The organism is Streptomyces cucumeris, from assembly GCF_024295805.1.
Classification (GTDB): Bacteria; Actinomycetota; Actinomycetes; order Streptomycetales; family Streptomycetaceae; genus Streptomyces; species Streptomyces cucumeris.
The window spans coordinates 122,368-135,967 of record NZ_JANCLX010000004.1 but is presented as its reverse complement, the minus strand read 5'-3'; the positions used below and the strand labels follow the sequence as shown (position 1 = coordinate 135,967).

14 protein-coding genes and 1 tRNA gene are annotated in these 13,600 nt (G+C 70.5%); 8 read left to right on the top strand and 7 right to left on the bottom strand.

What is annotated here, in order from left to right; translation table 11 throughout:
- Positions 1-96 precede the first annotated feature (96 nt).
- The 5 genes from NMK44_RS07520 to NMK44_RS07500 all read left to right on the top strand — a co-directional run bounded on the left by NMK44_RS07520 (position 97) and on the right by NMK44_RS07500 (position 6,332).
- Positions 97-501 (top strand): PPOX class F420-dependent oxidoreductase, encoded by a 405-nt coding sequence (locus tag NMK44_RS07520; protein ID WP_254739678.1) that lies wholly within the window; start codon positions 97-99, stop codon positions 499-501.
- An 89-nt stretch (positions 502-590) separates the two neighbouring features.
- Positions 591-1,991, top strand: coding sequence for a cysteine--tRNA ligase (gene cysS, locus NMK44_RS07515; protein ID WP_254739676.1), 1,401 nt, complete (start codon positions 591-593; stop codon positions 1,989-1,991).
- Between the two features lie 140 nt (positions 1,992-2,131).
- On the top strand, positions 2,132-3,085 hold the full coding sequence (gene rlmB, locus NMK44_RS07510; protein WP_254739674.1) for a 23S rRNA (guanosine(2251)-2'-O)-methyltransferase RlmB: 954 nt from the start codon (positions 2,132-2,134) through the stop codon (positions 3,083-3,085).
- Positions 3,086-3,926: 841 nt separating this feature from the next.
- A complete protein-coding gene (locus NMK44_RS07505; RefSeq protein WP_254739672.1) occupies positions 3,927-5,498 on the top strand; it encodes a DoxX family protein in 1,572 nt (523 codons plus the stop codon).
- 216 nt (positions 5,499-5,714) lie between these two features.
- Positions 5,715-6,332 (top strand): TetR/AcrR family transcriptional regulator, encoded by a 618-nt coding sequence (locus NMK44_RS07500; protein WP_254739671.1) that lies wholly within the window; start codon positions 5,715-5,717, stop codon positions 6,330-6,332.
- A 58-nt stretch (positions 6,333-6,390) separates the two neighbouring features.
- Here NMK44_RS07500 and NMK44_RS07495 read toward each other — a convergent pair whose 3' ends face one another.
- The 3 genes from NMK44_RS07495 to NMK44_RS07485 form a co-directional block, all read right to left on the bottom strand.
- A complete protein-coding gene (locus NMK44_RS07495; RefSeq protein ID WP_254739669.1) occupies positions 6,391-7,197 on the bottom strand; it encodes a nucleotidyltransferase family protein in 807 nt (268 codons plus the stop codon).
- A gap of 59 nt (positions 7,198-7,256) precedes the next feature.
- Positions 7,257-7,676, bottom strand: coding sequence for a hypothetical protein (locus NMK44_RS07490; RefSeq protein WP_254739667.1), 420 nt, complete (start codon positions 7,674-7,676; stop codon positions 7,257-7,259).
- A gap of 268 nt (positions 7,677-7,944) precedes the next feature.
- On the bottom strand, positions 7,945-9,081 hold the full coding sequence (locus tag NMK44_RS07485) for an ABC transporter ATP-binding protein (RefSeq protein WP_254739665.1): 1,137 nt from the start codon (positions 9,079-9,081) through the stop codon (positions 7,945-7,947).
- 174 nt (positions 9,082-9,255) lie between these two features.
- On the opposite strand from NMK44_RS07485, the gene NMK44_RS07480 reads away from it, so the two are divergent.
- Positions 9,256-9,328, top strand: a tRNA-Thr gene (locus NMK44_RS07480).
- Between the two features lie 111 nt (positions 9,329-9,439).
- On the opposite strand, the gene NMK44_RS07475 is transcribed toward NMK44_RS07480, so the two are convergent.
- Both NMK44_RS07475 and NMK44_RS07470 read right to left on the bottom strand, forming a co-directional pair.
- On the bottom strand, positions 9,440-9,811 hold the full coding sequence (locus NMK44_RS07475) for an ATP-binding protein (RefSeq protein ID WP_254739663.1): 372 nt from the start codon (positions 9,809-9,811) through the stop codon (positions 9,440-9,442).
- Between the two features lie 74 nt (positions 9,812-9,885).
- Positions 9,886-10,245 (bottom strand): DUF6415 family natural product biosynthesis protein, encoded by a 360-nt coding sequence (locus tag NMK44_RS07470; RefSeq protein ID WP_254739662.1) that lies wholly within the window; start codon positions 10,243-10,245, stop codon positions 9,886-9,888.
- A 119-nt stretch (positions 10,246-10,364) separates the two neighbouring features.
- On the opposite strand from NMK44_RS07470, the gene NMK44_RS07465 reads away from it, so the two are divergent.
- Together NMK44_RS07465 and NMK44_RS07460 are read left to right on the top strand one after the other, a co-directional pair.
- Positions 10,365-11,108, top strand: coding sequence for an XRE family transcriptional regulator (locus tag NMK44_RS07465; protein ID WP_254739660.1), 744 nt, complete (start codon positions 10,365-10,367; stop codon positions 11,106-11,108).
- Between the two features lie 2 nt (positions 11,109-11,110).
- Positions 11,111-11,581, top strand: coding sequence for an NUDIX domain-containing protein (locus tag NMK44_RS07460; protein ID WP_254739658.1), 471 nt, complete (start codon positions 11,111-11,113; stop codon positions 11,579-11,581).
- A 746-nt stretch (positions 11,582-12,327) separates the two neighbouring features.
- Here the strand turns inward: NMK44_RS07460 and NMK44_RS07455 are convergent.
- Complete coding sequence (locus tag NMK44_RS07455) at positions 12,328-12,699, bottom strand: hypothetical protein (protein WP_308358444.1); 372 nt, start codon at positions 12,697-12,699, stop codon at positions 12,328-12,330.
- Between the two features lie 293 nt (positions 12,700-12,992).
- The gene (locus tag NMK44_RS07450) at positions 12,993-13,544 is read right to left on the bottom strand and encodes a hypothetical protein (protein WP_254739654.1); all 552 of its coding nucleotides are present in this window, start codon (positions 13,542-13,544) and stop codon (positions 12,993-12,995) included.
- Between the last annotated feature and the right edge of the window lie 56 nt (positions 13,545-13,600).

The following is a 13,600-nucleotide window of genomic DNA, read 5'->3' as shown; positions in this document are numbered from 1 at the left end:
CGGAAGCGGGTACCCGCGACCCGCTTCCGTCCGTGCTCCGTCAGCCCAGCCCACCGTGAACGACCCCTCGTGAGGGTCGTGAGGGAAGGATCCGCCGTGGCCACCGCACTCTCCGAGAGCCTCAAGCAGCTCCTCGACAGCCCCGTCTTCATCGTCGTCGGCACCGTCCAGCCCGACGGCAGCTCTCAGCTTTCACCGGTCTGGGTGAAGCGTGACGGGGACGAGCTGCTGTTCTCGACCACCATGGGGCGGCGGAAGCAGAAGAACATCGACCGGGATCCGCGGGTCTCGGTCCTGGTCCAGCCCGCCGACGCCCCGTACACCTACGCGGAGATCCGCGGCACCGCGGCGTACACCACCGCGGGCGGCAAAGAGCTGATCGACGAACTGTCGGTGAAGTACACGGGCAAGCCCTACGCCGAGTTCAACCCGGCGTCCGGGCAGGACGCCGAGCGGATCGTGGTGCGGATCACGCCCCGCAAGATCGTCGGCAGCCTCTGAACCGGCCCGGGGCGTCCCAAGTGTCACGCTTCTGTGTCCCTGGGTGGATCGGGCGCAAGGCACTCCCGCCTTCCCACTACCCTTGATGCGTGACTATTCGCCTGTACGACACCAGCGCCCGGCAGATCCGTGACTTCACCCCGCTCACGCCGGGCTGCGTCTCGATCTACCTGTGTGGCGCGACCGTGCAGGCCGCTCCGCACATCGGTCACGTCCGGTCCAATCTGAACTTCGACATCATGCGCCGCTGGTTCCTGCACCGCGGCTACGACGTCACGTTCATCCGGAACGTCACGGACATCGACGACAAGATCATCGCCAAGTCGGTCGAGCAGGGCCGTCCGTGGTGGGCGATCGGCTACGAGAACGAGCGCGCCTTCAACAGCGCCTACGACGCCCTCGGCTGCCTGCCCGCCACCTACGAGCCGCGGGCCACCGGGCACATCCCCGAGATGATCGAGATGATGCGGACCCTGATCGACCGGGGTCACGCCTATGTCGCCGAGGGCAACGTCTACTTCGACGTGCGCTCGTTCCCCGAGTACCTCCGGCTCTCCAACCAGGAGCTGGACGGGCTGCGCCAGCCCTCCGGCGAGGGCGAGACCGGTAAGCGCGACCAGCGCGACTTCGCCATGTGGAAGTCGGCCAAGCCCGGCGAGCCGAGCTGGGAGACGCCCTGGGGCCGCGGCCGTCCGGGCTGGCACCTGGAGTGCTCGGCGATGGCGCACAAGTACCTCGGCCGGGCCTTCGACATCCACGGCGGCGGTATCGACCTGATCTTTCCGCACCATGAGAACGAGATCGCGCAGGCCAAGGCGTTCGGCGACGACTTCGCCGCGTACTGGGCGCACAACGCGTGGGTGACCATGAGCGGCGAGAAGATGAGCAAGTCGCTCGGCAACTCGGTGCTGGTCTCCGAGATGGTCAAGCGCTGGCGCCCCATCGTGCTCCGCTACTACCTGGGCACCCCGCACTACCGGTCCATGATCGAGTACAGCGAGGAGGCCCTGCGCGAGGCCGAGTCCGCGTTCGCGCGGATCGAGGGCTTCATCCAGCGGGTGACGGAAAAGGCGGGGAAGACGGTCGCTCCCGCGTCCGAGGTGCCGCCCGCCTTCGCCGAGGCGATGGACGACGACCTGGGGGTGCCGCAGGCGCTCGCGGTCGTCCACACCACCGTCCGGCAGGGCAACTCCGCCCTGACCGCGGACGACAAGGAGTCGGCCGTCGCACGGCTGGCCGAGGTGCGGGCCATGCTGGGCGTCCTGGGCCTGGACCCGCTCGATGAGCGCTGGTCGGGCGGCTCGGACCGCGGCGAGGATTTGCACGGTGTGGTCGACTCGCTGGTCCGGCTGGTCCTGGAGCAGCGGCAGGCCGCACGGACCCGCAAGGACTACGCGACGGCGGACGCGATCCGCGATCAGCTCCAGCAGTCGGGGCTGGTGATCGAGGACACCCCGTCGGGGCCGCGGTGGGAGCTGGGCAACCGCTGAGGCGCCGCGCGCGCCCCGTATCCGCCCGTTCCTGACCTCCCACTTTGTGCCGCCCGGTGCGCCGGGCGGCACACTGATGACCGTACATACGTTTTCCGCTTGCCGCGCAGCGCTGAGCAGTGAAGAGATAGGTGACATTCATGGCCGGCAACAGCCAGCGCAGGAACCGACGCACCTCGAACAAGAAGGGTGCGACGGTCGGCAGCGGCGGCAAGCGGCGCCGGGCGCTCGAGGGCAAGGGCCCCACCCCGCCCGCCGAGATGCGCAAGGGCCATGCCAAGCAGCGCATCGCCAACGCCCGCGCCCGCAAGACCACGGGACGCCCGCCCCAGCGCCGGGGCGGCGGCAAGGGCACCAATGAGCTGGTGGTGGGCCGTAACCCGGTGGTCGAGGCGCTGCGCGAGGGCGTTCCGGCGACCATGCTCTACGTCCAGCAGTTCATCGACAGCGACGAGCGGGTGCGCGAGGCGCTGAAGCTGGCCGGGGACCGCGGCGGCATCCACCTGATGGAGGCCCCCCGCCCGGAGCTGGACCGGATGACCAACGGGCTGAACCACCAGGGCCTGGTGCTCCAGGTTCCGGCGTACGAGTACGCCCACCCCGAGGACCTGAGCGCCGCCGCCTTCGACGACGGCGAGGACCCGCTGATCGTCGCGCTCGACGGGGTCACCGACCCGCGGAACCTGGGTGCCGTGGTGCGTTCGGTGTCCGCCTTCGGCGGCCACGGTGTGGTGGTGCCGGAGCGGCGTGCGGCCGGGATGACCGCGGGCGCCTGGAAGACCTCCGCGGGCACCGCCGCCCGCACCCCGGTGGCGCGCGCGACCAACCTCACCCGCGCCCTGGAGTCCTACCAGAAGGCCGGGCTCACGGTGATCGGCCTGGCCGCCGACGGCGAGGTCGAGCTCCAGGACCTGGAGGTGCTGGACGGCCCGGTCGTGATCGTCGTGGGCAGCGAGGGCAAGGGCCTGTCGCGGCTGGTCGGCGAGACCTGTGACGTCCGCGTCCGGATCCCGATGCCGGGCGGTGCGGAGTCCCTGAACGCCGGTGTCGCGGCGGGCGTGGTCCTCTACGAGGTGTCCCGCCGCCGCCGATAGCCCGACGGCAGCGGAACGTACGAGGCCCGTGGGCGGATCCCGCCCACGGGCCCTGCCGCTGGTGTGCACGGTATGCGCGATGCGCGCGCGGCCCGGAGGCCACGGCCGGTCGATCGGCCGGGGCGCAGTCGGCCGCGTACGATCCCGCGCGCCCGGCGGGCGGGTCTTCGCCCAGGCCGGTCGAGCGGTCCCGTCCGGGTGCCCTGCCCGGTGGGACCGTGGCCGGGCGGGTTGCCGGGGGCGACGCATGCCGCGCGGGCTTGCGGGGCCCACCCCGGCTGCGGCTGGTTGCCCCACGCGGCCGTGCGCCGGTGCCCTCCCTGCCGTCGGCCGGCGTGGCCGGCTGCCGGCACACATGCCCTGCCTGACGGTGTGACGCCGACCGGACGTCCGGCCGCCGGCCCCGGCTGGGATCGGTCGGCTGCGGGGTCCGTGCGTGGGGTGACGCTTTCCACCGCCGGCGGCGGCCGAGCGGTGCGGCCGGGGTGCTGGGCCCGTCGGCCCACCGTGCACGGTGCGGCGGTGCGTGTCCCTTACGGGCGGCCGGGGCGGTGTACTGCCTCTGAGGGCTGAGGCGTGGGGCGTGCGGCGCTGCTCAGGGGCGCGTGGCGGGACGGGGACGCGCCGGGCACGGAGACGCAGGCGGCGCGGTGCTCCGTACCGCGCCGCCTCCGCTTCTCCCGCTCGACGATCTTGACTTGACGGGCCTCGGACACCACAAGACGGTCACGGCCAGTGTCTTTCCCGTCCGTCACTCGGTTAGTTGAGTGTGGAGACCAGAAAAGCCCGCAGGCCGCTGGCGGGACGCGCGCCGGGATTCGACGACGAGCCTCAGCTGACCATGGCCAAGGTGCCATGCGATCCGGCGCAGGTCGCCGTCAACGCCCCCAGCTTCCGGGTGCAGCTCAGCGCCCCGGTGGTGAGCCGCGCACTGGCGGGCACGGCCCGGTTCACCCGCGTTCCCGCTCCGGCCCGGCGCCGTCCGCCGGTGGTGTGGAGCGGTCGCACCCGGCCCGGCGGTGACACCGCGGCGACCCGGCTCCTCCAGGCCGTGCGGTATTCCGAGGACGGCCTGTCCGAGGGCCGCGGCCGGGGCGGCGACATGGGCGCCACCCAGGTGCTGCCGCGGATCGCACTCGACGAGGGCACGCCCACCGTCATCGGACCGCGCAGCCCGCGGACGGAATCGGTGCCGCGGGCCGGAGCCGGGGGCGGACAACGCCCGCCGCGCGCGGGGGAGTCGTCCGACCAGGACCGCGCCCCGGGCCGCACCGGCGACCGGTACGACGAGCAGGACGCGCCCCGGCAGACCGCCGCGCCGCGCCCGCGCCGTCACGCGGACTCGGTGCGCCACGCCTACTACCCCGGGCGGCGGATGAACCTGGGCATCGTCCTCCTCCCGCTCCGCATCTTCCTCGGCCTCATCTCCGTCTACGCCGGAATGGGCAAGCTCTCCGACCCCGTCTACTTCGACGGCGGCGAGCGCGGCTCGATGGTCACCTGGCTGCGTTCGCTGCACCCCTGGCCGATCGCCGAACCGCTGCGTGAGCTGGCGCTCGCGCACCCGGTGGGCGCCGGGCTGACGGTGGCGTTCCTCCAGATCGTGGTGGGCGTGCTCACCATCCTGGGGCTGTGGCAGCGGCTGGCGGCGGCCTTCGGCGCGCTGCTCTCGGCCGCCCTGATCCTGACCGTGAGCTGGCGTACGGTCCCCGTCTACGACGCCCCGGACATCATCTACCTCGCCGCCTGGAGCCCCCTGGTCATCGCGGGCGCCCCGGTGTACTCGGCCGACGCCCGTCTCGCGGGCGAGGCGTGGCGGCGGCTCGGCCCGCGCGCCGAGCTGTGGGACCTGCGGCGCCGGGTGCTGCGCCGGGGCTCCGTGATGGCGCTGGTCGTGGCGGGGCTGACGCTGCTGGTCGGCTCGTCGCTGGGCGGCGCCGTGCGGTCCTCCGAGACGGTGCGGGCGCCGGAGCCGAGGGACATCCCGACGAACAGCGTGCCGGGCTCGCCGGTGCCGCGGAAGTCGATGGAGAGCCCGCGCGGCGGTGCGCGCGGTCCGGTCGACGCCAGCGGCTCCCCGTCCCCGAGCGAGCGCCGGCGGACGAGCCCGAGCCCGTCCCGCTCGGCGTCGCCCACCGACCCGGGCGAGGCGAACGCGACCGGGACCATAGACGACTCGGGCAGCCCGAGCCAGTCCCAGCCCGGTGCCCGCGTCACCCCGCAGTCCCCGGGCCGGGCACCCGTCGCCCCGCGGACGACGATGAGCCCGCCGTCGCTGAGCGGTGGCGCCGGAGGCGGCACGACCGGCGGCGAACCGGAGGGCGCTCCGGAGGAGGACAGCGGCTCCGGCGGCTACGGCGAGGGTGGTGGCGAGGGCGGCGGCGGCCTGGGCGGCCTGCTGGGCGGCGGCTGAGAACTGAGGGCATACGAGGCACCCCGGTCCGGCCGTCCGGGTGCGCCGCGCGGCCAGGGGCCCGCACCGTTGTCCGGTGCGGGCCCTCGGCATGGGCGCCCGGGGGCGCGCCGCGTCGGTGCGGACGGCGCCGTCCAGCGCCCCCGCACGGCGTACGGGCCGTACCGTATGGCTTGAATCACACGATGCGTATGATTCAAGGTTAGGATGGCGCCCATGCAGCCGCCCCTCCACCGCCGTCAGCCGACCCCGGACAACCCGCGGGTGCAGCGCACCCGCGGCCGCGTCCTGACCGTCGCCCGCGCCCTGCTGCCCGAGGTCGGCCCGACCGGGCTGACCTACGCGCTGCTGGCCGAGCGCGCCGAGGTCACCCGGCAGACCCTCTACCGCCACTGGCCCACCCGGGCCGCGCTCCTCTTCGATCTGATCCTGGAGGGCCCGGACGTGGGCGGCTACCCCGAGCGGGGCGGCGATGTGCGGACCGTGGCCACCGCCTGGCTGACGAGCCTGCGCGACGGCATCAGCGACCCGGCCACCCGTACCGCGGTGCTGGCCGTCATCGCCCAGTCCGACCACGACCCCGACAGCGCCCAGGCCCTCGTCCGCATCGGCCAGGACCGCCGCGCGGCGCTCAACGGGCTGCTGGAGCCCTCCGGCGTGCAGATCACCGACGACGAGTACACGCTGCTCTACGGGCCGGTCCTCGCCCGGCTCTTCTTCGACCGCGGCGAGGTCACCGACGCGTTCATCGAGACCGTGGTCACGCAGTGGCTGAGCACGCTGGAGCGTGAGGGCGCGTTGCCCCGGGGCGGAGCGGGCCCGGCGGACGGTTAGTCAGGTCCCCTCGTCAGACCTCCGGCGCGCGTTCCCGGTCCCCGGCGTGCGGCCGGCCTCAGCCGCCGCTCGGGATGGGCGGCGAGGAGCTCAGCGGGGCGTGGCCGTGCGGGGCCGGGCCGGCGGCCAGTTCCTTGGCCGCCTCCGTGAGGTCCTTCGCGGTGTCGATCGCCCGCCAGTACGCCCCGTGCGGCAGCGGGAAGCCCGCCAGGCGGCGTTCGCGCGCGAGCCGGGGGAAGGTGGTGCGCTCGTGGTCGCCGCGGTTCGGCAGCAGCGAGGTGAACTCGGCGGAGAAGACGTACACCCCCGCGTTGATGAGGTACGGGGACGGCGGCGCCTCGATGAAGTCGAGGACGTGGCCGAACTCGTCCGTCTCCACCACACCCCACGGAATCCGCGGGCGTGCCAGCGCCAGGGTGGCGACCGCGCCGCGCTCGTGGTGGAAGTCCGCCATGTCGCGGAGCGAGAACCGGGTCCAGATGTCGCCGTTGGTGGCGTACCAGGGCTGGTCCGGATGCGGCAGCGAGGCGGCGGCGAACTTCAGGCCGCCGCCGCGGCCCAGCGGCTCCTTCTCGACGACGGTCGTCACCCGCAGCGGCAGCTCCGCCGACTCCAGCCAGTCCTGGAGGACGGCGGCGAGGTGGCCGCAGGAGACGACGGCGTCGGTGACGCCCTCGGCGGCCAGCCAGGCGAGCTGGTGGCCGATGATCGGGGTCCCGGTGCCCGGGATCTCGACCATCGGCTTGGGACGGTCGTCGGTGTACGGGCGCAGCCGCGAGCCCTGGCCTCCGGCCAGGACGACGGCTTGGGTGGGCCGCGCGGCGTGTGGGTGGTGCCCGTGCCTGCGGTCGTCGTCAACGGTCATGGACCGCACCATATGCGGTGCCGGGACCGCCGCAGGCGGAGCTGGAGAAGGGGGCGCGGTCAGCGGTACGCCTGGGTGATGCCGGAGGCGAACGAGGTGTCGCACACAGGGCGGGCGTACGCCTGGGCCCGCGCGGTGCCGCCGTACTTGGCCACGGCGGCGCGGCCGAGCGCACGGGCGATGGACGCGCAGTGCTTGGCGAGGGACGGCCGCTCGTTGGTGGCCACCTGGAGGTGGGTGAGGGCCACCGCCGGGTCCTTCTCCTGGAGCTCGGTGAGCAACCGGTCGCGCAGCACCTCGTGGGCGGCCCGGCGGGTCGCCTGGGTGGACGCGCGGTCGGCGGAGGCGGTGAGCACCTGTGACTCGGAGCTCGGTGAGGCCCACGGGACGCGGGTGACCGCGAGCGTCCCGGAGAGGACGAGGACGACGGGGAGGACGAGGGCGAGCGTTCGGCCGATGCGGCGGGCTGCGGTGTTCACGGAGGTGTTCCTCGCGGGTCGGTCGGGACTTGCGGTACGCGGCGATCGTAGCGAGGAGCGACGATTTGGCGACATTCCGTCACTGAAGTGGGTGACGGAATACCACGTTTGCGAGCCCGGGCATTGACGACCCTGTCCAAAATGCCGAGATTGTCGGTGATTTATCGACAACGCGACCCGTAGGGACCTCATGACGACGGCGCCGCCCGCCCGCATGAGCGGACGGACGGCGCCGTGAACTCCCTCTGAACTCCCCTGCGGGGCGGGCTCAGTCGCTGAGCCGCTCCCCGGTGGACGTCGAGAAGACGTGGATCTCGCCCGGCCGCGGCACGACGTGGAGCTGGGCGCCCTTCTCCGGCACCTGGCGGCCGTTGACGCGCACGACCAGGTCCCTGACCTCGCCGCCGACCTCGACGGTGCCGTAGACATAACCGTCGGCGCCGAGCTCCTCGACCACGTTGACGGTCACGGCGAGCCCGGCCGGGGCGTCCGCGGACTCCTTGACCAGGGCCTTGGCGGCGGCGCCGTTCTGCTCGACCACATCGAAGTGCTCGGGCCGGACACCCACGGTCACCGTGCGGTCACCCTTGTCGGCGGCGGCGCTGAGCGCCTCACGGCTGACCGGGACCACGCTGTTGCCGAACTTCACACCGCCGTCGGTGATCGGCACCTCGATCAGGTTCATGGCGGGGGAGCCGATGAAGCCCGCGACGAAGAGGTTGTTGGGGCGGTCGTACATGTTGCGCGGCGAGTCGACCTGCTGGAGCAGCCCGTCCTTCAGCACCGCCACCCGGTCGCCCATCGTCATGGCCTCGACCTGGTCGTGGGTGACGTAGACGGTGGTGATCCCCAGGCGCCGCTGGAGGCTCGCGATCTGCGTACGGGTCTGTACGCGCAGCTTGGCGTCCAGGTTGGACAGCGGCTCGTCCATGAGGAACACCTGCGGCTCCCGCACGATCGCGCGCCCCATCGCCACACGCTGCCGCTGACCACCGGAGAGCGCCTTGGGCTTGCGCTCCAGGTACTCGGTGAGGTCGAGGATCTTGGCCGCGTCCTCGACCTTCTGCCGGATCTCGGTCTTGTTGACGCCGGCGATCTTGAGCGCGAAGCCCATGTTCTGCGCGACGGTCATATGCGGGTACAGCGCGTAGTTCTGGAACACCATGGCGATGTCCCGGTCCTTCGGCGGCAGGTGGGTGACATCCCGGTCACCGATCCGGATCGCGCCCCCGTTGACGTCCTCGAGCCCCGCGAGCATCCGCAGCGAGGTGGACTTCCCACAGCCGGACGGTCCCACGAGAACGAGGAATTCACCGTCCTCGATGGCGATGTCGAGCTGGTCGACGGCGGGCTTCTCGGTCCCCGGGTACACCCGGGTGGCCTTGTCGTACGTGACCGTAGCCATGGCGATCTGATCCCTTCACCGGCAGGAACGTGCCGGACGATCCGAGTAAAGGTGGGTTGTTCCACACATGTGGATTGGCGCGACGCTATCCCGAGCAGGGGTGATCTGTCTCTAGTCGAAGCGTGAGAATTTTCGAATGGATCATCGCTTCGGGATGGGTACACTGCTGGGGATGCCGACTTAGCTCAGCTGGTAGAGCACCGCTCTTGTAAAGCGAAGGTCGTCGGTTCGAACCCGACAGTCGGCTCTGTGTTTGAGCAGGGAAGAAGCCCCGGACGATCTTTCGTCCGGGGCTTCTGACATCTAGCAGGTGACATCAACGCGGGTGCACGCTGTCCCGCCGGTGGCGGGCGGGGTGCTAGGTGAGTTTGCACCACGTCCTCGTACCGTCGTGGCTGGTCCCCCAGTCGTCGGCGAGCGCGTCGACGATGAGCATCCCTCTGCCGCTTTCCTCTCCAGGGGCGGGATGTCTGACCTTGGGGCGACCGGGAGCGCCGTCGCTGACCTCGATGTGGACTTCGCCCTTCTGGTGGAAGAGGGAGAAGCCGAGCTCCTCCGCCTCTCCGTAGCGCACGGCGTTGGTGACCAGCTCGCTGATGAGCAGCTCAGCCGTCTCCACGTGGGCGCCGAGCCCCCACCGTCGTAAGTGTGTGGCGCCGAGGTGTCGAAGCCGTGCCACCTGCTGAGGACTCCGTGCGCAGGACAGGATGATGTGGTCGGGCTGGTCCATGCCTCTCCCCGGGCGATCTTGTTGCTGCGGATCCCGAGGCTCCCGACGGGTACGGGGCACTGTCCGCCATGTGGTCACTGGGCCGGCTCCTGGATGAGACCGGAGTTCTCCAGGAGGAACGTGCAGGCGTACGCCAAGCTCCGCAGGTGCTCATGAGTGGGCTGCGCACCGGCACCGAGCCCCTGGGCAGCCTTGCGCGAAAGGGTGTTCAGGCGGCACCGCCGCTCGTACCAGGCCACCGTGGCTCGGTCCATGAGCTCAACCTGTCGCTCCACCAAGGGCAAGAGCCCTTGGATGTGCCCTTGGAGTGTTTGGCGCAGCTCGACCAGTTCCTCGCACGGGGGAGGTGTCGTCTGCGCTGCCAGGGCGCGGTTGATCGCTGGCGTGATCCGGTCGACGTCCACAGCTGCTTGGAGAGCGTTGTCGGTGCCCATGGAACGCATCCTCCGGCCGTTCGCCAGGACGTGGGAACCACCGCCGAATCCCACTTCGGGACGTCCCGCGCCGTGTAGAACGTCCCTGGTGCCGTCCCCGGAAGCAGGGAGAGACTCGGATGCCGAACGAAAGGTTACGTGCCGCCATGGCGGCCGGTTGCTGGACGTACGCCACCCTCGCGGAGAAGGTCGAGGTGGACCCCAAGTCCGTTAAGCGATGGGTGAATCTCGGGCGTACGCCGCGCCGGACCACGGCCATGAAGGCGGCTGAAACCCTGGGAGAAGACGTGCACGCACTATGGCCATCGCTCCGCCAGCCGCGACCCGCCCGCGCGGTCAGCCCCGAACTGGTCGCGTTGTACGACCAGCGGGCGGACATCCCGGTGTCTGTGTTCGTGGACATGCTGTCCGAGGCCCGTGAACAGATCGATGTCCTGGTGTACGCCGCTGTCTTCCTGCATGAGGCGTACCCCCGGCTCAACGATCTCTTGCGGGAGCGTGCTGCTGAAGGCTGCGCGGTCCGCATCGCCATCGGTGACGCCGACAGTGAGAACGTCCGGTTGCGGGGCGAGGAGGAGGAGTTCGGCCACGGGATCGAGTCCCGGTGCCGTCTCGCGCTCATGCACTACCGCTCCTTGATCGGGACGCAGGGCATCGAGGTGCGTACGCATGCCACGACGCTCTACAACTCGATCTACCGCGCCGATGATCAGGCGTTGGTCAATGCCCATGTCTGGGGCGTGAACGCCTTTGCTGCCCCGGTGTGGCATCTGCGGCGGAGCGGGGTAGGCGGCATGTTCGACACCTACGCCGCCAGCTTCGACGGGGTGTGGGCGACAGCGACACCGGTAGGGGACAACTGACCATGGCACGGACCGAGTACTACGACGACCCGGATGCGCCTGAGCCGAACAGCTTGGTAGTGGCTGCCTCTGCTGTCGTCACCGACGAGGAGGGACGGATTCTCCTCCAGCGCCGCCGGGACAACGACCTCTGGGCGCTTCCGGGCGGCGGCATGGAGATGTCCGACTCACTGCCGGGTACGGCGGTCCGCGAGGTCAAGGAAGAGACTGGGCTGGACGTCGAGATCACAGGTCTCGTCGGCACGTACACCGACCCACGCCACGTCATTGCGTACACCGACGGTGAGGTGCGCCGACAGTTCAACGTGTGCTTCACGGCCCGGGTGGTCGGTGGACATCTGGCCATCTCGGACGAGTCGACGGAGCTGCGCTTTGTCGCACCCGAGGCGTTGGACAGTCTCGCCATGCACCACACCCAGCGGCTGCGGCTGCAGCACTTCCTGGAACACCGAGACCATCCGTACCTGGGCTGATGGCCCCGGCGCGCGACACGTACACACCAGTTGGCCATCACGTCTCACACCTGCGGCTCGAGCCGGCGGCAGGGGCAGCGTGGCCGACCACGAGGGAGGGCGATGGCGGCTGCGGGAGCAAGCGGAGGCGGGTCAACGTGCGAACGACTGTGGGCGTTGGTCCGGGAGCACACGGGGGAGCAGTACGAGGTGCGGCCTATCTCGCGTGGGCAGGGAGCGGATGTCACGGCATTGGCGTCGTGCGAGCGGGGTTCGTTCTTCGTCCACGAGCGGGAGGGGCAGCCCGTCTCAGTTTCCGTCTCATTCAGGGCTGTTCACAGGCGTTCAGACGAGACCGATGGCGGGTATCAGCTCCCACGATCGGGGCTCCCCTCCCTGGCCCGGCTCGAACGGGCTGGTCCCCTCCACAACGGGTCGGCGCTGTGGGGAAGAGTTCACACCGACCGACGCAAGGCCGCTTGCAGGGTACTGCTCGACTGACGTTCTGACATCACCAAGTGACATCAACGACGGCGGACGTCGGCGGCAGCCGGTGCATCGAAGCCACCGCTAAGTCGCCAGTTAGGTCCAGCCAAGCCTGAGGCGGTCCGGCCCGTGAGCGAACTTGTAAAGCGAAGGTCGTCGGTTCGAACCCGACAGTCGGCTCTGTGTCTGAGCAGGGAAGAAGCCCCGGACGATCTTTCGTCCGGGGCTTCTGACGTCTCTGACTGACGGCGATGGGGACCGCAGAGCTCGGGGGTGGGCGGTCAGGGGCTGCCCGGGCCGGCCGCTGCCAGGGCTTCCGCCGCCACTCGCCGCAGCGCACGGCGCGTATTCCAGCTGGTTTTCCCGTCGGCCAGGTGCGCCACGGCTTGGCCCACCCATTCCGGGTCGCCGAGGAGATGCAGCTTTCCCTCGTCGATGAGCTGCCGCAGCAGGTACTCCAGCCGGAGGGCGTCCACCGCCTGGTACGGGCGTGTGTGCTGGTCGAAGCGCAGCCGGTAGTCCTCGTACGGGTGGCGCAGTGTCATGTGCATCCAGCCGCCGTCGCGCCCGGCGACCATCCCCGTCGGCGTGTACATGCCCCTGCTGTTCGTGTTCCAGGAGCGCTTGCCCCAGGTGAACCAGATGCCGGTCATGATCCTGGACCACGGGATCAAGCGTCCCTCGGAGTCTGGCTCGCGCTGGTGGAGCCCGTCCGGGCTGAACTCCACCCAGTGGGTATCCGGTCGTGTGGCGTCCCCGATTCCCCAATGGGCGCCCGCCAGTTCCAACGGTCCCAGGAATGTACCGTTCTCCACCATCTGGTCATTGAATCATGTGTTCTTTGAACTGTTGCGCCGTCTCTGTCAGTACCTCCCATCCGTACAGAACCCGCAACTCCTCGCTGAACAACTCAGTCCTCTCCACGCGGGCACCATTCCCGCGTCGGTCACTGTCCTGCGAGGCCCAGTTGCTCGGCGCCGAAGGGGGAGAACGTCATGGGGCCGGCCCATCCCTGTTGGACTCGAGCTATCTGGGAGGGGACTGGGGTCACCGGGTACACGGGCCTGCCTCGCGCCCAGTTCGCCAACAGGCCCTCTGTCGTGTCGACCGATGAGACCACCATGGTGACCCTCGCCCCGCCCTTGCCCCAGGTGTTCCACAGGGCCCAGCCCTCGGCTCGAGCCTCGACACCGAGGCGAGCGCACGCCTCCTCGTAGGTCTCCTCCATGCCGGACGGCAGGGAATTCGGCCGGAGCACCATCACGCCGGCCAGCCGCACCGTGGGCCGGTCCTCCTCGGGCAGGCAGCCGTCGCCGGGAAAGTGGTAGTGCCGGATTTCGCGTGCGAGTGCGTTGACGGCGCGCTGCAGTGGCGTGGCGTCGTCCGGGTCAGGCTCATAGGACAGGTGGCCCTCGGCAGACGCCGCGGTGGTCACCACCCTGGCCAGACGCTCGATCTCCCGCAGGTAATCAAGCTCTGAGAGGTCAGGTCGAGACACGCCAGGCAGTCTCGCACCCATGCACCGTCACGTGGAACCGGTTAAACGACAGCCCG

Coding starts and splice junctions, on each gene's coding strand:
- rlmB (WP_254739674.1), top strand. CDS start 2,132: ATGGCCGGCAACAGCCAGCGCAGGAACCGACGCACCTCGAACAAGAAG.
- NMK44_RS07505 (WP_254739672.1), top strand. CDS start 3,927: ATGGCCAAGGTGCCATGCGATCCGGCGCAGGTCGCCGTCAACGCCCCC.
- NMK44_RS07500 (WP_254739671.1), top strand. CDS start 5,715: ATGCAGCCGCCCCTCCACCGCCGTCAGCCGACCCCGGACAACCCGCGG.
- NMK44_RS07495 (WP_254739669.1), bottom strand. CDS start 7,197: ATGACCGTTGACGACGACCGCAGGCACGGGCACCACCCACACGCCGCG.
- NMK44_RS07485 (WP_254739665.1), bottom strand. CDS start 9,081: ATGGCTACGGTCACGTACGACAAGGCCACCCGGGTGTACCCGGGGACC.
- NMK44_RS07475 (WP_254739663.1), bottom strand. CDS start 9,811: ATGGACCAGCCCGACCACATCATCCTGTCCTGCGCACGGAGTCCTCAG.
- NMK44_RS07470 (WP_254739662.1), bottom strand. CDS start 10,245: ATGGGCACCGACAACGCTCTCCAAGCAGCTGTGGACGTCGACCGGATC.
- NMK44_RS07465 (WP_254739660.1), top strand. CDS start 10,365: ATGCCGAACGAAAGGTTACGTGCCGCCATGGCGGCCGGTTGCTGGACG.
- NMK44_RS07460 (WP_254739658.1), top strand. CDS start 11,111: ATGGCACGGACCGAGTACTACGACGACCCGGATGCGCCTGAGCCGAAC.
- NMK44_RS07455 (WP_308358444.1), bottom strand. CDS start 12,699: ATGACCGGCATCTGGTTCACCTGGGGCAAGCGCTCCTGGAACACGAAC.